This is a genomic window from Pseudoalteromonas sp. NJ631 (assembly GCF_000276645.1).
GTDB lineage: Bacteria > Pseudomonadota > Gammaproteobacteria > Enterobacterales > Alteromonadaceae > Pseudoalteromonas > Pseudoalteromonas piscicida.
This window is the reverse complement of record NZ_AKXJ01000024.1, coordinates 1-19,071: the sequence shown is the minus strand read 5'-3', so window position 1 is coordinate 19,071 and position 19,071 is coordinate 1. Positions and strand designations below refer to the sequence as shown.

At 43.0% G+C, this 19,071-nt stretch carries 18 protein-coding genes; 4 read left to right on the top strand and 14 right to left on the bottom strand.

The window, feature by feature from the left end:
• Positions 1 to 32 precede the first annotated feature (32 nt).
• Both A587_RS0123375 and A587_RS0123370 read right to left on the bottom strand, forming a co-directional pair.
• Positions 33 to 917: a dihydrodipicolinate synthase family protein gene (locus tag A587_RS0123375; RefSeq protein WP_017219526.1), complete on the bottom strand. Its 885-nt coding sequence runs from the start codon at positions 915 to 917 to the stop codon at positions 33 to 35.
• A gap of 9 nt (positions 918 to 926) precedes the next feature.
• Complete coding sequence (locus tag A587_RS0123370) at positions 927 to 1,703, bottom strand: aldolase (RefSeq protein ID WP_017219525.1); 777 nt, start codon at positions 1,701 to 1,703, stop codon at positions 927 to 929.
• 108 nt (positions 1,704 to 1,811) lie between these two features.
• On the opposite strand from A587_RS0123370, the gene pdxR reads away from it, so the two are divergent.
• Positions 1,812 to 3,272, top strand: coding sequence for a MocR-like pyridoxine biosynthesis transcription factor PdxR (gene pdxR, locus A587_RS0123365; RefSeq protein ID WP_026001111.1), 1,461 nt, complete (start codon positions 1,812 to 1,814; stop codon positions 3,270 to 3,272).
• A gap of 5 nt (positions 3,273 to 3,277) precedes the next feature.
• Here pdxR and A587_RS0123360 read toward each other — a convergent pair whose 3' ends face one another.
• On the bottom strand, positions 3,278 to 4,129 hold the full coding sequence (locus tag A587_RS0123360; RefSeq protein WP_017219523.1) for a GNAT family N-acetyltransferase: 852 nt from the start codon (positions 4,127 to 4,129) through the stop codon (positions 3,278 to 3,280).
• Positions 4,130 to 4,557: 428 nt separating this feature from the next.
• Complete coding sequence (locus A587_RS0123355; RefSeq protein ID WP_017219522.1) at positions 4,558 to 5,541, bottom strand: hypothetical protein; 984 nt, start codon at positions 5,539 to 5,541, stop codon at positions 4,558 to 4,560.
• A gap of 329 nt (positions 5,542 to 5,870) precedes the next feature.
• Between A587_RS0123355 and A587_RS0123350 the strand changes: the two genes are divergently transcribed.
• On the top strand, positions 5,871 to 6,566 hold the full coding sequence (locus A587_RS0123350; protein ID WP_017219521.1) for a hypothetical protein: 696 nt from the start codon (positions 5,871 to 5,873) through the stop codon (positions 6,564 to 6,566).
• An 81-nt stretch (positions 6,567 to 6,647) separates the two neighbouring features.
• Here A587_RS0123350 and A587_RS0123345 read toward each other — a convergent pair whose 3' ends face one another.
• The 8 genes from A587_RS0123345 to A587_RS0123310 all read right to left on the bottom strand — a co-directional run bounded on the left by A587_RS0123345 (position 6,648) and on the right by A587_RS0123310 (position 13,770).
• Positions 6,648 to 7,910, bottom strand: a complete 1,263-nt coding sequence (locus A587_RS0123345) for a sensor histidine kinase (protein ID WP_017219520.1) — start codon at positions 7,908 to 7,910, stop codon at positions 6,648 to 6,650.
• 21 nt (positions 7,911 to 7,931) lie between these two features.
• Complete coding sequence (locus A587_RS0123340; protein WP_017219519.1) at positions 7,932 to 8,633, bottom strand: response regulator transcription factor; 702 nt, start codon at positions 8,631 to 8,633, stop codon at positions 7,932 to 7,934.
• Positions 8,633 to 9,517, bottom strand: a complete 885-nt coding sequence (locus A587_RS0123335; RefSeq protein ID WP_232288106.1) for an alpha/beta hydrolase — start codon at positions 9,515 to 9,517, stop codon at positions 8,633 to 8,635. The genes A587_RS0123340 and A587_RS0123335 overlap by 1 nt, the downstream gene beginning before the upstream one ends.
• A gap of 19 nt (positions 9,518 to 9,536) precedes the next feature.
• Positions 9,537 to 10,670: a type 1 glutamine amidotransferase domain-containing protein gene (locus A587_RS0123330; protein WP_232288105.1), complete on the bottom strand. Its 1,134-nt coding sequence runs from the start codon at positions 10,668 to 10,670 to the stop codon at positions 9,537 to 9,539.
• A gap of 114 nt (positions 10,671 to 10,784) precedes the next feature.
• Positions 10,785 to 11,429: a DUF6058 family natural product biosynthesis protein gene (locus tag A587_RS0123325; RefSeq protein WP_017219516.1), complete on the bottom strand. Its 645-nt coding sequence runs from the start codon at positions 11,427 to 11,429 to the stop codon at positions 10,785 to 10,787.
• A 3-nt stretch (positions 11,430 to 11,432) separates the two neighbouring features.
• The gene (locus A587_RS0123320; protein ID WP_017219515.1) at positions 11,433 to 11,822 is read right to left on the bottom strand and encodes a hypothetical protein; all 390 of its coding nucleotides are present in this window, start codon (positions 11,820 to 11,822) and stop codon (positions 11,433 to 11,435) included.
• Between the two features lie 63 nt (positions 11,823 to 11,885).
• Complete coding sequence (locus tag A587_RS0123315) at positions 11,886 to 12,728, bottom strand: alpha/beta fold hydrolase (RefSeq protein WP_017219514.1); 843 nt, start codon at positions 12,726 to 12,728, stop codon at positions 11,886 to 11,888.
• 91 nt (positions 12,729 to 12,819) lie between these two features.
• Positions 12,820 to 13,770, bottom strand: coding sequence for a calcium/sodium antiporter (locus A587_RS0123310; RefSeq protein ID WP_157234692.1), 951 nt, complete (start codon positions 13,768 to 13,770; stop codon positions 12,820 to 12,822).
• A 270-nt stretch (positions 13,771 to 14,040) separates the two neighbouring features.
• Here A587_RS0123310 and speA point away from each other — a divergent pair, with 270 nt between their 5' ends.
• Both speA and speB read left to right on the top strand, forming a co-directional pair.
• Positions 14,041 to 15,954 (top strand): biosynthetic arginine decarboxylase, encoded by a 1,914-nt coding sequence (gene speA / locus A587_RS0123305; RefSeq protein WP_017219512.1) that lies wholly within the window; start codon positions 14,041 to 14,043, stop codon positions 15,952 to 15,954.
• A 3-nt stretch (positions 15,955 to 15,957) separates the two neighbouring features.
• Positions 15,958 to 16,878, top strand: coding sequence for an agmatinase (gene speB, locus A587_RS0123300; RefSeq protein WP_010371838.1), 921 nt, complete (start codon positions 15,958 to 15,960; stop codon positions 16,876 to 16,878).
• Positions 16,879 to 17,062: 184 nt separating this feature from the next.
• Here speB and A587_RS0123295 read toward each other — a convergent pair whose 3' ends face one another.
• A complete protein-coding gene (locus A587_RS0123295; protein WP_017219511.1) occupies positions 17,063 to 17,956 on the bottom strand; it encodes a hypothetical protein in 894 nt (297 codons plus the stop codon).
• A gap of 88 nt (positions 17,957 to 18,044) precedes the next feature.
• The gene (locus A587_RS24315) at positions 18,045 to 18,671 is read right to left on the bottom strand and encodes a RipA family octameric membrane protein (protein ID WP_017219510.1); all 627 of its coding nucleotides are present in this window, start codon (positions 18,669 to 18,671) and stop codon (positions 18,045 to 18,047) included.
• Positions 18,672 to 19,071: the final 400 nt, after the last annotated feature.

Sequence of the window (19,071 nt, the reverse complement as noted above, 5' to 3'; positions counted from 1 at the left end):
AGCGCTAAAACTGGCTGCTAGAAAGGCATTAATTATCCGCAGCTCAGGTTACTTAGCAATTGCGCTAACTGTTTTTGCTTAGCGTCATTGAGTGGTAGTAATGGCGCTCTTGGACCACCGACATCCATACCTTTAAGTGCAAACCCAGCTTTTACTGCGGCGGCAAGGCCAGAGTTTACAATAAATTCCAGAAACTCAAACTGTTGATAAAATAGCCCTCGAGCACGTTCAAATTCACTGTTTACAACAGCCTGCAATAACTGTTTTGGCTTATCACCAATTAAACACGGTGCCGCAGTGCACCACCCTGCTGCACCGGCAGTCAATGCCTCTAACGCCATGTGATTACAACCGTTAAAGAATGGTACCGCTCCCTCACTAAGATGATAAATTTTGTGCATACGCTGAATGTCACCCGAGCTCTCTTTAATCGCGACAACATTTTCAATGTCTGCCACCATTGCCAGCATTAACTCAGGTGTCATGTCCACACCACATACCGCCGGATTATTGTAGATCATGATAGGTAACGGCGAAGCTTTCGACACTTGCTGATAATGTTCAAATATCTCTTGCTCGCTCAATTGATAGTAAGAAAAAGGTGAAAGCATGATTATATCCGCACCAAATTGGTGGGCATACTTAGCATAAGTTGTGGCTTGTGCAGTCGTTAACGCTGCAATTCCTATAATAACAGGAACCCGTCCTGCAACATGTTTGACAGTAAATTCAGCAACTTGCTGCCACTCCTGCGCGGTTAAATAGGCCGCCTCTCCTGCGCTGCCAAGTGCAGCTATGGCATCCACATCGCCTGCAAGTAAATTATCTATCACTTCGCCAAGTTTAGCCAAATCAACCCCTTGCGTACGGGGATCGAACGGTGTCACGGTGTAACCGATAATGCCTGAAATTTTCATCGCTATTCCTTAAATACAATCAATATGGAGTTTGAGTGCCTGCCGTGCATAGTATGCAAAGTTCACTTGATTTCTTTTCTCTGTCGACACCCAGTCATGCGCTTCTCGAGCAAGCTCTGAAGGTAAAGGTTTTATATCTCCTGCCGCCATGGCAAGGAGTTGTAACTTAGCAGCACGTTCAATTAACACCGCCAAATTGCAGGCCTCTTCTATCGTTTTTCCTGTGACGAGCTGGCCGTGGTGAGCCAAAAACACCGCACGATTATTGCCAAGCGCCTCTGAAATAAGTTTGCCCTCTTCATTACCCACAGGCACTCCAGGCCAATTGGCCACGAATGAGCAGTCGTCATATAACGCACACGTATCCATTTGTGAGATTACCAGTGGGGTTTCTAGCATTGAAAGCGCCGCCACATGAGTAGGATGGGTGTGAATAATGCAATTCACTTCAGGATGATGTTGATAAATCCAGGTATGGAAGCGATTTGCAGGGTTTGCCATCCCCTTTCCGTTAATCGGATTAAGATCTGCGTCCACCTCAATCAGATTGTTTGCCGTGATCTCATCGAATCCAAGTCCCAATTGTTGAGTAAGAAAGTGATTCTCATTCTCTACTCGGCAGGTTATCTGGCCTGCAAGCCCCGAGTCATGACCCTTATCAAAGAGTATTCGACAGGTTAGCGCGAGTTTTTCACGTTGACTAAAAGCCTTTGTGGTTAGTTGGTTTTGCATTTGAAGCTGAGCGTTTTGCATCAGCTCCCCTTTACTCATTAGTGCTGTCTTCACGTATACTCTCCTCTTTACTGCTTGACAACGAGGATAAAGTAACGCCAAACTGGACCAAAAATAACATCCAGTTTTTTAATTTTAACTGGTCCAGATAAATACTCCGTTATGTCCAAATCTTGGCAAATGCACTTTTGTTTGACCCACGCGCAGGGGAAAACAATACATACCAAACTGCTCAATCAAATTACCTCAGACATCACTTTGGGCAGGCTGAATCCAGGCACTTTGCTGCCGAGTTCTCGGAAACTCGCTGAACAATTAAGTATCAATCGGAAAACCGTACAAGTCGTTTACGAAGAACTAGAAGCACAAGGCTGGCTACTCACAAAACCTCGCTCAGGGACTTTTGTTGCCAATGAATTACCCGAGCAATCGTTAACGGACTCAACACAACATCTGGTCACGATGACCCAAAAGACTAAAGCAACATCTGGCCTTGTTGAAATGCTCTATCAAGACGCAATAGAACCATTGAGTGATTTCACCAGTTTAAATGATGGCAGTCCCGATTCTCGCTTAATCCCTTATACTCTGCTCGCTAGAACCTATCGTAAAGTTTGCATCGAATTGAGTCGCAAGGCGCAGCTTGGGTATGGCGATCCAAGAGGAACACCAGAACTTCGCGGCGCAATTGCAAACATGCTAAGCTTTGACCGCTTTATGAATTGTAATATCGAGGAGATTTGTATCGTTCGAGGGAGTCAAATGGGCATTTATCTCTCCTCAAAAGTGCTCGATCCTCGTAAAGGTGCAATCGTTGTTGAAGCCCTTTGCTATCTTCCTGCAAAAGCGGCATTTGAGGCCCACGGCTTTGTCGTTTTACCTTGTCCAATCGATGATAAAGGTCTCGATACTGAGCAGCTCGCAGCACTGTTAGCTACCCATCCAATTGCAGCGGTGTACGTTACACCTCACCACCAATACCCAACCACAGTGACCATGCCGATGGAGCGGAGACTCGCATTATTAGCACTGTCAAAAGCGTATAATTTTGCGATACTCGAAGACGATTATGATCATGAGTTTCACTACAACACGCGGCCTATCCCTCCACTTGCGAGTCTACCAAATTCTGAAAACGTGATTCATATCGGGTCAATGTCAAAAGTGTTTGCCCCAGGGTTGAGGCTTGGGTACATTGCCGCAGCGCCTGAATTTATCGAACGTATTGCACAACAGATAATGCTTATTGATAGACAAGGTAATACCGTCTCGGAAATCGTGCTGGCGAGGTTAATGGATTTAGGTGAGGTCAAACGCCACATACGCAAAACCAGAAGGCAATATCAAGCGCGTAGAGATTTTGCCATGGCTGAACTCGAACGCGTATTTGGAACACGGATCTCCTATCATATTCCCACAGGCGGACTGGCACTATGGCTGGACATTTCCACGGTTGCAAAGACAAAGCCACTGAGCTTTGCCCCCAGTAAAGACTTTACCCTAAGTTCAGTGTTTACAAATTCACAGTCCCCTACCAGCCATATTAGATTTGGCTTTGGCGCACTTTCAGAGCCAGAAATTTGCAAAGCAATACATTTACTTTATAACTCGCTTTTTGAATGAAAACATTAACCAATTTCAAACGAAGTTACCCCGAACACTCGCGTTAATGGCAGATCTGGACGTTCACCGGTGTACATTCTCGCGGTTTCAAAAGAAAGCGACATCTTGTACTTTTGTGCAAGCGCAACAGCAGCTGCATTTACTTCTGGCACATCCAAGTAAATGGCCTCAGTTGCCGATACCTTGGACCTAAGCGCTAAGAAGAGTGTCTCTGCAAATTCAGCACAATCAGCGTAAAGAGGACCTATTTTATAGCCGACGTGGCAAGGGCGGATCACACCTATGGCTGAGAGTGTATTACCCTGCTTAATACCTAAGGCGTAGCAATTTGGCTGGTTAATCCAAGCGTCAACAAAAGCTACTCTTTTTGCTGGGAAAAACGCACTGTCGTACGCAATGACCTCTTCTATCGGTAATTTTTCAAGTGCCACTAAGTTTGAGCAATCTGGCGCTTCGCCACCACCTACGCCTTCGTAGCGAATATTGCGATAGGCAAGCTTAAAACCCGATTTTTTGTAATTCTCTTGCTGCGCGACCACCCCATCCAGTGCGATGTTACAACCTGCTAGATATTGAAGTCCTGCCTGCCAAATCTGCATTCCATAACCCTGACCTCGATATTCTGGTTTAACAATATAAAAGCCTAAAAAACCAAATGTATCATCATACTTAACCACCGAAATCGAAGCGATAGGTTCATCGTCTAGATAGCCAATTAAAAAGCCATTCGGATCGGCTTGGTAGTAGCACTGTGTGTCGCTAGGCCCAGGGTTCCACCCTTCTTGCAGAGCCCACTTTGCTGCAATTTCTAATTCAGTTAGGTCCATTACTTTTATTTTAAATGCTCTATTTTCCATGGCGTATCTACTTTCCTCACCTGATGTAGTTTGTATTATAGCGGACAATCCTGCACTGCAATGGCCCAGAGATAGGCATAATAAGCCTCAAATTTGGAGCAAATATAAAGGACACAAATATAAAGGACAGGCACACTACACTAACACCCGAACAATTATTATCACTGATTGATTTTCCACACACATCGCTATATGGTGTGCACCACAAAATAAACCAATACAGGAGTTATTTTGTGGCCCTCTACATTAAAGATTTGGCATTCGCATACCCTGCAAGAGAAATGTTACAAGCCTCTGCTTTTTACCGATAAAATCATAACTACACCTTTGTTTTATAGAGTATTTCCACCTCGTCAAACTCCTTTAATTCAACACGATTAGTGCTAAAGCTGACTTCCCGAAAAGCGTTAAATAGTCAAAGGTCAGGTTTATTGCATCACAAGGAAAGCTTCAGTAACAACATAAGTGGTATTTTTATCTTTTACATAAACCGAGTTTCTGGAAACCTCCATATCTAAATACACATGATCGCCAGCACCATATTCACTCAAAGCTATTATTGGTGTGAGAGATTGTGGTAAAAGCTGAACATTATGGGTGATTATTGTAGGTATATCTTGGCTCATTTCGATGCCAATAAATTCAAAAATATCGCTCACCACACGCGCAAACCGTTCATACATGCTATCGAATATTCCTGGTGTTAGATCATCTATCAACCTAAATAACCAAGGAAGTTTTACATCAACATCCACGCTAGGTTGATACTGCGCGAAGTTGGGCATTCCTGTGAACCTTTGGTCGAACACATTATACGTACCTTTAACACTGATATTTTTATAACCCAGTTTTACATAAACATTAATAGGTAGACCAAGTTGATATTTGCGTAAATGTCCCACCGTTTCTACATCAAAGCCGGTTATAAATACAGGAACATCTCCGTTTGCGTTAACGACTCCATCAATAAACAAACGCATAGGTCTTTGGACTTTCGATTTAATTTTTCGCACACGAGTCCCCGACTGCGCTGCTGCCATGTTTATTGCGTCAGTGGATATTTCGCTAAAATTATGCTCTACAACTTGAAAGTGCTGGTCGACTTCAACAGCCAGTTGCGCTCTTAAATCATTCGGAAAAGTTCTCTGTGTTGTTAATCCATAAACGTAGCACTCATTTTCATGTATCACCATTGGAACATTAACTCCCTCCATGTAGTCGTTATGAGGTAAACCATACGAATGGCCTGCGACATAATGACATGAGTCTGACTTATCTCTCCATTGTCTATCTATATCGGGAAGTGGGGGAAAGCTATTTTGCGCTAAAGTTGCTGGGTTGTTGAGAGCCTGACTTTCAGCCGATACAAAAAATGGCGCACTCAATAACAGCATTAATAGTATATTTTTCATCATTATCCTTAATTTTCTTTATGTAAAAACCAAGAATAGGGTATGCATTTAAATGATAATATAAAGTTACAAATGTAATTTATCTTTAATTTTCTTAGTTATTTTCACCAAAAAGAACTGGCAGTCTCGCTTACATCTTCAATCAGATATTTCGTGAACTTAGGTCGAGCTCATGGATCATAAAAAGCAAATATAAAGGACAGGCACACTAACACCCGAACAATTATTATCACTGATTGATTTTCCACACGTATCGCTATATGGTGTGCACCAAATACAAGTCTAACGTATTAATTAGCAAAAAATAAACCATAAAAAGGAGTTGTTTTATGGCCCTCTACATTAAAGATTCTGCACTCGCATGCCCTGCGACAAAAGTGCTACAAGCTACTGATTTTTACAAGCCATTCCCAAGCAGCCAAGATGTCGCGTTTAATGACTCTCAGCTATTACCAGTAGGACTACTTGCCTATTCAAAGTTAGACGCAAACAGCGATGATAATGTACTTATCGCATTACCGATTTCTATGGAGATTTTTGATGGTGACCTTCCTTATATCTCCTACTCACTGACAGACATTGGGTGGCAAGTTGACGCTCACAATGTTGACAACCTAAGTGAAGAGAAGGAGGATTTCGAAGACTATAGCGAATACTATCAGCAAGCAGCCAGCTTCTACGCCAGACATCAACGACTTAACTACACTCTTGACGAAAATGATGAAAGCGTTCCGCTATTTGAATTCGGCGGCCAACCCATACTCGGTTGCAATTGGGATGCCTATTTGTGGGATGAAGAAGGTGATGATGAAACGCGCTATTTTGACGCTATGGATGAGCAAAGCGGAGAGAATTACAGCCACTACTCCACTCGTGAAATTGGCTTTTTTGATGAAGAGCATGACGTAGATTTTGCCTACCTTGGCACCTTCTGCTTCTCCACTTATTTTGAGGGCGGTGGTGAAGGTATTGTTTTTTATAGTGCTAAGCACAAGAGAGTATTGGTTATCGCCGAGTTTTCTTAAGTTCAATTAAACTCTCTCAAGGCACGATAACGGAAGTCGCCGTGCCTTTTCATCCTCTGTTGGGTCGGGTCAACAACGACCCTAAGCAAACTTTAAGTGAACCGATACACCCGTTTCGCTACTTTCAATCATCACCTCTACAGAAAACTTCTCACAAAGACGCTTTACTAGCGATAGCCCAATGCCAGTACCTAAACTATTGGGACCCCGCATTCCAGACTCAAAGGCTTGCTCGTTTGCCGTAAAGGTCTGTGGTAACCCTTGGCCATTATCTGCAATCGTTAGTGTATTATCTCGATAACGAATATGGATTTGCTCACCTTGGCTATGATGTACTGCGTTCTGTAACAGGTTTTGCACTACCAATCTTAGCTCCTGCGCGGCCATAGGAACAAATACATTGCCGGGTAAGTCGATACTCAGGACTTTATGCTCAAACAGCGCTTGGTTATTGATAATGCAAGCTTCAATAACGGATTGTAGATTAGTCTGCTCCGGTGTATCGGCTTTTTCCCGGGCAAGGGCTAGTAGCGCTTCTAATGTTAGCTGCATCTGCTGGTCAGACTCCACTATTCTTGCCACCAGCTCTTGCTGTTTACTATTTAACTCAGTGTGGTTGAGTAAACTGACCGCCCCTTGGGAAATGGTGACAGGTGTTCTCAATTCATGGGAAATATCTCTGGTAAATTGGCGTTCACGCTCAACGAATGCTCGAATGCGAGCAAGGGCTGATTCTAGCGTTTGTGCGAATTTACCAATTTCATTTTGCGAAAACTGAGATGCAAAATTGGTCGGTAGGTTTTCAACGGGACTCGCCTCTACAATAACCATAAGCTCATCCAAAGGTTTAAGTAATTTTTTTGCCAGCTTGACCGTACCGAGCGCTAGCAATAGCGCTATTACTAATCCAATCACCAATAAGGTCAGTGAAAAACCAAGCATCAAGCCTCGAAGTTCGCGCACCACAAGATGGCCACTTACTTCAGCAAGCAATAAACCTTGTCCACGGTCATCCTTGTTTAGAAAGGCGATATGATAATGTTTACCCGCCTCAGCGCTAAACTCTTTACGGTTTGGTTCCTCAGCGAGTAGCGTTCTTACCACCGCGGGTAAAGTGTCGGTTGTAGGATGAAATGTGACGAAGTCAAAATGTGCTTTTGGTGTCTCGTTATTGACGATTTGAAGCGCTATCTGCTTTCTTTCATCCTCTAAAATTTGATAAAAAAAACTGTCTTCTATGATGTAGCTAAAAAGCAAAGTGATCAGTGAAAATAATACACTGAGCAACACGACGATAGAGACAAAATAAGTGATGATGCGGTTTCTTAGTTGTTTTGTTTTCATTTTTCTCAGTTGCAATTTCAGCTATAAATCCAGCACTAAGCCAACGCTGTGAATGGTTTTAATAATGGCAGTTGGAAATGGCTTATCTACCGCTTTACGTAATTGGTAGATGTGTGACCGTAAAGAGTCCGAGTCAGTGCCCTCCTCGCCCCAAATACGCTCAACGAGCTCACTCTTTGATACCGCTCGAGGGTAACTTTCCATCAAAATTTTAAGAATATTGAACAATATGGGCGGTAGCACGAGTACAATTTCACCTCGTGTTACCGTTTGATTTTGATAGTTGAGCGTAACCTGTTTATCTGCGTCCCCTACACTTAGTGTTCTTGCAGCAGGAGTGGGATTTAATCGGCAAGTTAATGCGCTGACTCGAGCAGCTAGCTCCTCTAGCGAGAAAGGTTTGGTGAGATAATCATCCGCACCCTGCGCAAATCCTGCTAATTTATCGTCCAAAGTATCTCGAGCAGTTAACATTATGATGGGAATATGCCTGTCGGCTTGAAGTCTTAATCGCTGACAGACCTCAAGTCCTTCAATATCTGGCAGCATAATATCCAAAATAATACAGTCAAAATATTGCGTTAAAGCAAGCTCACAACCCTGCTCTCCCGTATAGGCAAAGTCCAAACTATGTCCCTGCATATCGAAGTAATCAGCTATATTACTTGCAATCGCGGGGTTGTCCTCAATCACTAAAATATTGAGTTGTGAGCTTGTTTTCATTAATACCAGCCTTGTAGTTTTTTATAGTAGCCTTCAGGCAAGATATGCTCACCTTCTACGACCACGTGATGTTTTTTAACACTCGCGATGGCATCGAATAATGCTTCATTTTCACGCTCGCTGGCGTATTCATCGTCATCTGCCGAGACCAACCACACCTTAGGAGAGTCAACGGCAGTCGCAAAGTTTTTAATCGCCACTCGAGCCACCGCGTTAGTCAGGTAAGGCGGAACAATTGATAACACATTATCTACTCGTTTATCCAGTGCAGCTAAAATTAAACTGATTTGGCCTCCCATGCTGTATCCTGCAACGCTGATTTGGTTTTGATCAAATTGCGGTTGGGTTGCAATCCAATCAATCAGAACCCTGTGATCCTTTACAGAATCAATAACCATGTTTTCGTATGGTTCACGTTTTCCCCACCAATCTATATCACGCATAACATCAATCAGGTTATAGTCTGGGTTTTTACGTTTACCGTGGTTTCTCGAATCAATAGCGATAACAGCATAACCTTTTGCCAGCGCCATTTTGGTAAGTTCATCCGTTTGCTCGTATGTGTCGCGTCCTTTAAAGCTCTCTTGTATCCAGCGCACGTCACTTCGACCCATACCGTGGACACCCACCATAACTGGAATTGGTGTAGTCGCGTCATAATTACTTGGATAGAGAATATGCCCATTGACTTTATCACCATCAAACGTTTTGTACTCAAGCGCAAAGTGATTAGCTTTTAATGGCGATAGCTTTACCTCCACCGCTTTTTGCTCATAGCTATATATTTGCGTTAATTCCTCTGTAGTAACGCTATATGGCTTTAATCCAAATACTGCGTACCAAACAGCGGCAACGCCTGCAATAATTCCAGTAACTACTAACATTGTTTTTCTCCAGCTTTGCTTAACCATAAACTTTCTCCTTTAGTGCTATCAGATTCTCAGCCGTACCTTGCTTTTTTAGCGCTGTTTCTAAAGTGGATTTTGCGCCAGACATATCATTTAGTTTGAGCTGTGCATTTACTAGCGCTTCGTACAGCATAGGGTGTTCAATATCTGCAAGGGTTAATTGCATCAACTCAACGGCCACTGCGAGTTGATGAGCAGTTTGCGCATGCTGCGCTTGATATAAACCAGAGATCCCGAGCAACATAGGATCAAATGATGACTTATCCGCTAAATAACGCGCCTTCGCTTTACTGCTATCTGAAAAAAATTGCTCTACCAACAAAATACTTTCATCGTCTTTGAAACGCGGTAACTCGCTTACCGTAAGACCAAGTGCTGCAACCATCGCTTTAGCGGTATCTACTGTAGAAAAAGGGTTTTGCCCTGTGATCAATTGACCGTCAATACTTACCTGATTCAACATCAACCCGTCTTGCACAAACGATGCACCACGTTCAATGAGTTTATCTTCAAGTAGGAATGGAAACTGTTTGGTCCATTTTTTACCAAACGCTGCTTCTTCTTCGTTAGTAAAACCATTTACTCGCTTACCAGCGACTAAATACTCTCCATTTTCAAGCTTTACATCCACCAATGCCGCAGGACCATGGCAAACCGCACCAATCACGCCGTTGTTAACGTAGATATCACGAATAATTGCCTGTAATGGCTTGGAGTCATGCAAGTCGAACATTGGGCCTTTGCCCCCAACCACAAATACAGCATCGTATTGTGAGGGCTCTAACTCACTCAGTCTTTTAGTGTTTTTAAGCTGCGCCATCGCAGTCGTATCGTTACTGTATGCTTGATTGTAGGGTTTGTTCTTATCGAACTTATCAGCCAGTGGTTCACCGCCCTTTGGCGAGGCTAACGTGACTTTTATGCCATTTTGTTTGAACACGGCATACGCTTTACTGAGCTCGTCAAATTCAAATCCAGGTTTGCTTAAAGAGCCATCAGCCCCCATTTCGCCATAACTACTGAGCACCATGAGCACATGAGGTGTATTTTTATCTTGCGCAACCGCATTGATTGAAGTTGCTGATAAGGCAGCAACGAGAGATAAGGTTAATAGTGATTTGTTCATCATCCTGTCCTCGGGCCTGTTGACCCTTGTGTTGTTTTGTTACAGACACTTTATGCGGACAGGTGTGAAATGGATGTGAAGTCAATTCACATGATTTAAAAAGCGAAAAACAGTTAATTATGATGTTAAAGGCTTTGGAAATTTTACTCTTACGTCGTCTATTAAGCGCTTGCGCGAGCTACGTTCACGCTCATGAGGCGCGAATAAGGCACTGGCCTCATCCAATAAATCAACCACTTGGTGAAGCTGAGTCAGTTCATCCAGACTCAAATGTTCATCTCGTGCCAAATACTCATTGATGATAACGATAGCGGCTTCTTTATTTGCAATATCTTCAGGTAAACCCGTTTTAGTACAAAGTCCGTAAATACCGCCAAGGAAGTGTTGCCATTCACTTTCTAAGTGAGCGTCTATGTTTTGATCCAGTTTTGCATCTCGCGGATTAAAGCCTTGCGCTTTTAATCTATGCAGTTGGTTTTTATAACGTTTACTAAAGAGTGCAAAGGCTTGTGCTTCATCCGTAACTTGCGACACAGCACCAAGCCACACTAAAGCGCCTTGCGGATAAAATTCTAGGCTGTTTTCATCGCTGTGCACGCCAAAGAATGAGTCACATTCGAGCTTTAATGCTAACTTATAGGCGGCTTTTGGCATCAAACGTTTTTCAATTAACGTAGCCAATTCAAGATGGGATAACTGCGACTCGCGCAGCAAAGTCTCTTTGGTAATAAAATGCGTCTGCAGATAGGTCAGTAGCTCCATTGATTATTCCTTTGCATTTGTTAACTTTATTTTTGCCGTGAGCGCAGTCGCAATGATAATCAAACCAAGCAAGTTGATGTTTACGGCTATGGTTTCTAGATTCAACTGAACTGTTAATAGCAGTCCCGATGAAAATTGGATTAGCGTATCATCGACCACTACGCCAATGGACATGAGCGCGCCGAGCACCGCTGCCCAACTTAAGGCCCTGAGTTGCTTTTGATATAACTTAAACGCAACCACCAAGCATAAAAAGCTTGCTGTAAAGTCGAGGATTAACGTCAATTCCGGATGGTTAAATACACCCAGTACTGACAATACCACCCCTGCAAAGCCGGCGGCAGCTACTAAGAAAGTCGTGATTTTTGAACTAATTATGTGATGAGGGAACATTGCTTTTATTATTGTTAGTTGGGTTAGCAGCAGTATAACCGCTAACCCTTTACGTAAAAAATATTATTGTACCTTCTTCACCATTTCTTCAATATATTTAATGGCAATAAATGGATCGGTATCATCAAACTGGTGAGACGCGTATTTCATGGTAATGGGCGTAACATTGTCGCCAATTTCTTGCAGCTTTATTTGTGCGTCATTCCAAGTTAGGGTGTAAATATCGACATCGGCATAACTCATACCTGCTGAGCGAATAGAAACATGAGGGATCCCACGTGACAGTATAGTAACTGGCATTTCTCGACTGGTTTTGTACATTGCTGTATGAGAAGAAGCCTCTTCAAAATCTTCTAGTGAATGGGTATCTCGCTCCCAGTTGATGATCCAATCCATGATCTTCCAACCCGCTTTAGACATCTTACTCTTCATATCTTGATACCAAGACTCATGAGCAATATCGATAAGCACCATACCTTTTACTTTTTCAGGGTTTCGGTTAGCATAAGCTCTTGCAACAAACCCACCAAAAGAGTGAGGCACAAGCACTAATTTATCCATTTCGGTTTCCTTAGTGAATGCTTCAAGCTCTTGTGTAAGCTCTAGCATAGTGCGCACTCGAGGCTTTGCAAAAGTGCTTTTCCCGGTGCCTGCTCTGTCATAAAAACACAAGCGATAACCTTTTGGCTCTGCATTATGGAAGGTATTTTTATAGGTTTCATGGGCATCCAGCCCCATCCCGGCGAGTAGAAGTGCGGTAGTCTCTCCATCTCCCTTACAGGCGTAGGCAAGTTTGTTACCGTTTACCTCCACAAATTGATAGTTATCTTGGTGCGCTTTTTGGTTGGCACTGGCCATTGAGCTGATCGCAACAAGCCCTAGTACTGCTGATGTTATTGTTTTCATTGTCCTTTCTCATTTTTTAAGTTTTCCCAATAGCATACTAATTAGTTCACTCGAGAAACGCAATAAAGTTTCAGAAACTTCTGAAACTTTATTAACTTAACGTATAGATGAAATAAGCAACATAGCCCACAAACAAGATCCCACCTTCTCTACGACTAAGCTTCAGGCCTGAAATAAGCAGTGGAGTACAAAGTAAAGTTGCAACAATCATTACTGAAATATCCGCGCTTAGCATACGATTTGTCACTTCCAAAGGGCTATTGCTGATAAGTCCAGCCATGCCTAGTACACCGAGTAAATTGAATAAGTTACTGCCAATCACATTTCCTACCGCAATATCAGCATGCCCTTTTATGCTCGCCATTACTGAGGTAACCACTTCTGGTAGCGAAGTACCTATTGCAATAATGGTTAAGCCAATCATCACTTCATCCACCGCTAAAGTACGGGCAAGTTGCACTGCGTTATCAACCATCAACTGTGCTCCACATATCAACAAACCAAGCCCTAAAATAAATTGCACTGTATTAACTGCGCGCTCACGCCAGCGGTTTGGTTGTTGCGATGACGCTGGTTCATCATTTTTGTGACTAAGCGCACGACCTTGCACAAATAAATACACAACATAAAGCAGCAAGAGCAAACTCAGCAATCCAGCATCAAACCGGCTTAGTGCGCCATCCCGAACCAACGCAGCGACGATAAAGCTGGCGATCACGAGCATAGGAATATCTCTTTTCACCAATGCTTGTGACACCACCAGCGGCGCTATCAAGGCTGATATACCCAATATAAATAAAATATTAAAGGTGTTACTGCCAAGCACGTTGGCAACAGCTAAGCTGCCTTGCCCCGCCACCGCAGATTGTACACTGACCGCAAGCTCAGGAGCACTGGTACCAAAGGACACTATAGTTAAACCAATTAGTAAACTGGGTACGTTGAAGCTCGCAGCCAGTTTAGATGCGCCAGCGACTAAACGGTCAGCACCGAATACCAACAGTGATAAACCTAAAACGATATAAATAATATTGATTGTCATCGATGCAAACCTTGCGTTTTGATGGAACATTAGCTTAAAAAACCACGAGAGTAGAATTTACTACTCCTTGTTTACACTCACTTAATTCACGTTATAGCGCAACTAAACTAAGGGAAAGATTTGTCACTCTTGACGAGCAAAATAACTCATTAGACTGAGACTCTCTATTTGTGTCTAATGCGCGAAAATTAATGAGACCTATCACTCAGTGAGTAGCCGCCATTGATGGCGCACTGCAGGCTGAACTCTAACTTACGTTAAGGAACTTGAATGACCAAATTTACCTCTTCTGAGCAAGCACGTGAATGCTACAACGTGCGCCACTGGAGCCAAGGCTTCTTTGGTATTAATGATCAGGGAGAGGTTACAGCGATGCCGAACCAACATCAGCCACAGCACGCCGTAACTCTGACAAACATTGCACAACAAATTAAATCTGAGGGTTATACCCTACCTGCGCTAGTGCGTTTTCCACAAATTCTAGAACAGCGTGTACATAATATTGTTGGTGCGTTTAATCAGGCGATTACTGATTACAGCTACCCTGAAGACTATTTATTGGTTTACCCAATTAAAGTAAACCAACAAAAAGAAGTCATTGAGGGGCTTATTGCAAGCCAAGCAGCCAGCGATAAAAAACAGCTTGGCTTAGAGGCTGGCAGTAAAGCTGAATTACTTACTGTATTGGCGCTTAGTGAAAAAACCAGCGCAGTGATCGTGTGTAACGGCTACAAAGACAGAGAATACGTCCGCCTTGCGCTTATCGGTGAAAAATTAGGTCATCAAGTTTATATCGTTTTAGAAAAGCGTTCTGAGCTCGACATCGTGATGGCAGAAGCCAAAGCGCTAAACGTTAAACCACGTTTAGGGTTACGCGTACGTTTGGCATCGCAAGGTAAAGGTAAATGGCAAGCAAGCGGCGGCGAAAAGTCCAAATTTGGTCTGTCTGCATCGCAAGTTCTTACGGTTGTTAACCAATTAAAGCAAGCTGACATGCTAGACGCGCTGCAACTGGTGCACTTTCACTTAGGCTCGCAAATGGCCAACATTCGTGACGTGCGCGTTGGTGTGGGTGAAGCCGCTAGATTCTACTGCGAGTTACGCCGTTTAGGTGCAAACCTGTTGAATTTAGACGTAGGTGGCGGACTTGCAGTGGATTACGACGGTACGCGTAGTCAATCGTCCAACTCGATGAACTACAGCTTAGCTGAATATGCAAACAACATCGTTTACACAGTAGGCGATACCTGTAAGCAATACAATCAGCCAATGCCAAAGATCATCTCTGAGTCGGGTCGTGCGTTAACGGCGCATCACGCGGTATTAATCACCGATGTGATTGGCACTGAAAGCTATCAAGTAGAAGAGATAACTGCACCGATAAGTGACGCCCCAAGACTGCTACACAATATGTGGACTTCTTGGCAGGCACTCAACGAGCAGAGTGATGACCGCGCGTTGATTGAAATTTTTCATGATACGCAAGGCGACTTGGCAGAAGTACACAGCCAATTTGCGATGGGCCTATTAAGCCTTGAGCAAAGAGCATGGGCGGAGCAAGTAAATCTGCGTGTCTGTTATGAGCTGAACAAGCGTATGGACAACAAAAACCGTTTCCATCGCCCAATTATTGACGAGCTCAGTGCTAAGCTTGCGGATAAATTCTTTGTGAATTTCTCGCTATTTCAATCTTTGCCAGATGCTTGGGGTATTGAACAGGTATTCCCTGTACTGCCACTCAGCGGATTAACAGAGGCACCAAAGCGCCGCGCGGTATTGCTGGATATTACCTGTGATTCTGACGGTACGGTGGAGCATTATGTGGATGGTCAAGGTATTGAAGCAACGCTACCAGTACCAGAGTTTTGCAAAGATAAACCCTATTTATTGGGATTTTTCTTGGTGGGTGCATACCAAGAGATTTTAGGTGACATGCACAACCTATTTGGCGACACCCACACCGTTGTAGCCACATTAGATGACCAAGGCGAATTGTCGCTTGGTAATGTCGATGCGGGTGACACCGTTGCCGATATGATGCGTTATGTACACCTTGATGTTGAACAGTTTAAGCGTAATTTTGCCAACCTAGTTGAAAGCAAACTACCGCTTGAAGAACGAGCTACCTGTCTAGCAGAGCTTGAAACCGGCCTTGACGGCTATACTTATTTGGAAGATTTTTAACCCATGAGCCACTTATTCGATCACACAGATCATTCTCTGTACTCCAACGGCATGACGTTTTTACGTCAGCCAATGGTACGCAATATCACAGATATTGATGCAGACGTTGTGGTACTTGGCTTGCCATTTGACTTGGCAACCTCTGGACGCCCAGGCGCGCGCTTGGGTCCAGATGCAATCCGTCGCGCATCCGTGCACTTAGCTTGGGAAAGTAAAAAATACCCTTGGTCATTTGCATTGTGGGACAAAATTAAACTAGAGGACGCTGGCGATTTCACTTACCCAGTTGGCGATCCTGAGTATTTTACTGCGCAGCTCGAGCTAGCTGCTCTGCAAATTTTGCAGCAAGGTAAAACGCTATTAAGCCTAGGCGGCGATCACTTTGTGACCCTGCCATTGCTACGTGCTCACCAGCAAATTCACGGCAAAATGGCGCTCGTACATTTTGATGCGCACACAGACACATACAGCCAAGGTTCACGCTATGACCACGGGACTATGTTCTATCATGCCCCGATTGAAGGCCTAATAAGCCCAGAGCATTCAATGCAAATTGGTATTAGAACCGAGTACACAGAGCAAGGCCACGAGTTTGGCGTGATTGACGCTATGGCAGCAAACGACTTAAGCGCTGAAGAAATAGCAGCACAAATCAAAGCACGCGTCGGCGATTTGCCGGTGTACTTAACCTTTGATATCGACTGTCTAGACCCTGCATTCGCACCAGGCACCGGCACCCCAGTGTGCGGCGGTCTAACCAGCGACAAAGTGCTGAAGATTTTACGCGCACTGCAAGGGATAAACATGATAGGCATGGACGTAGTAGAAGTTTCTCCTTCCTACGACCAAAGCGAGCTCACCGCAATCGCCGCCGCCACCATTGCACACGAACTACTGCATCTGTGGGCTGTAAAGCATAAATAATCGGATGCGGGGTTAGACTAAGCCACCTTAACCAGGTGGCTTTTTTTGAGGTTTGGACAAGTGACTTTAGCGCCAAATTAACATTCGAAAAGCTTATCGCCGAATTCAATCTATTGTGCCGTGAGCGCTAAACTCAACTCTCTCCGGAAGTATCAAACGTTGCGAATCTATAGAAAACGCTTTATTAACTGATTTTTACGGTGATCCTAAGCTCAGCAAACGGTCGCTTACCATCGCTTTCACCAGTTATTAAATCTTTACTACAGGCACTCAACAGCTTATTGATAAATTTAAGCCTTTCCGCTTTTACGTGCGACAGTTCTGCTCTAGACATGATTTTGTAAAACTGGTCAAATAAGTGCTCATCCATGTGTATAGGTCGAGGCATACAATTGGGGCTATATACCGCATCCAGAATCGCCCAAACCCTTAGAATAAAACAAGTCACGTGGACAAAGTCATCTTTCAGCGTTTCATCCGACGCCGAGTTATGTGCAATTTGTTTATTTCTAAAGTTGAGTAGTCTTGCTAATCTTGCGTCTCTTTTTTTTCCATTGACTTCAAACTGACTGTCAATAAATTCAATTTCCTCTAATGAGACTTGTCCACTAGCTTGAATTTTTGATTTGCTCATAAACCAAATATTATACAACGAAAAATCTGCAGGCTTATGGTTGAACAATTTAGCAATCTCACTGCTCAATAAAAATGTTAGGCTTACATCAACCAAGCTTCGGAAATAGTTTTCAGAGGCTAAGAAATGGTCTGTAGTCAAACTTATGATCGCTTCCCATAGGGACATTGGTTCGATAATTTGTTGGATGATTTTCTCTATACCGCGAGGGTACAAACCTTTATTATAGTTAGGATCACCTAGTATTTGCTTGTAACCACGTATCTGTGAGCGAAACTCATCAGCATATTCAGGCGACGATATACAACATTCTTCAAGTAACTCGATCTGGCCTTCATAGTGCTCTTGGTTTGCAGCCCCATACATTAAGATGTCAATAGCATTGTCATCTTTGATTATATTTTTGAAGTTTAGAACCGAGCAATTTTCTTTCAATTTCAACATAACCTAACCAAATCACGTAAGACTTACTGAACAAGCTTAAAACTGCAGGTCACGAATCAGCGAAAGCCTACTTTTCTTCGCCCCTTGTCTAGAAGCCAACAATAAAACTTGGTACCTTTAAGCCAGAATAAGACGCCATTGTACATAACATTAGTAAAAACCAAATAGTTCCTAAGGAAATAGCAACATAAATAGGAATTCTACTAACCGAATACCTATTCATAATCATTTTATTGACTGGTGATTGGCTACGGCCTCCAATTTTGGAGCGAACTATCGTGTTATAACGCTCTTGATCATTATGAAATAGTGAATATAGGTACCTTCTTTCTTCTGTTGAGTTATAAATATGATGCAGCATCTCCGTTTCTAATCGAGTTAAAGTTGCTTCCCAATACTCCTGCCAAAACTTTGCTCCAGCAGCCATACGAGATTGAAAAAATGAAGTTACCAAGCCAACGACACAAATCATGAAACTAACGATAGGCACAGAGTGGCTAGATTGAATTAGACCCATGAAAATGACACCTTGAAAGATCATAAAAAAATTATTTCTTTGTACTAATTGCGTTATTTCAAAATTTCTACTTTCTAGCGCAATTTTGAACAAATGCTTCAAAGCTTTCTCATCACTATTCGTCGAAATATCTATAGGCTCACGATGTTGATAATTTATATTGGTTTGTGAGAAAAATTTAACACTCTTATTATCCATATCTGGATTATTCCTATTTTGATACCCGGCCTGAAAGACAGTTAACATCTTGGCATTTATGCGTAATCGCTAATGAGCTAGAGCGTGTCCTACACACCAAATTAGGCTGGTGTTTACCTTGAGAGCTTACTCTTGATGCAGTGACTTTTATTTTGAACCGTTCGTGACACAAAACGATACAGCTTGACCACCTTCTAAAATAACAACGTATTTACGTAAATTATTAAAGTCATTTTTTTCTTATTTGGCAAGGCTTTGATATCAGCCAAAAAGTAATATCACTAATAAATTGGGGCTACGAGTAAAGTCAGCCCGTCATCCTGACAGGTTTCGACGCCCATCCATGGGCTACGACATACTTTTCTTTGATGCCCAAAGAACAAGTATGCAAAAGAAAGGG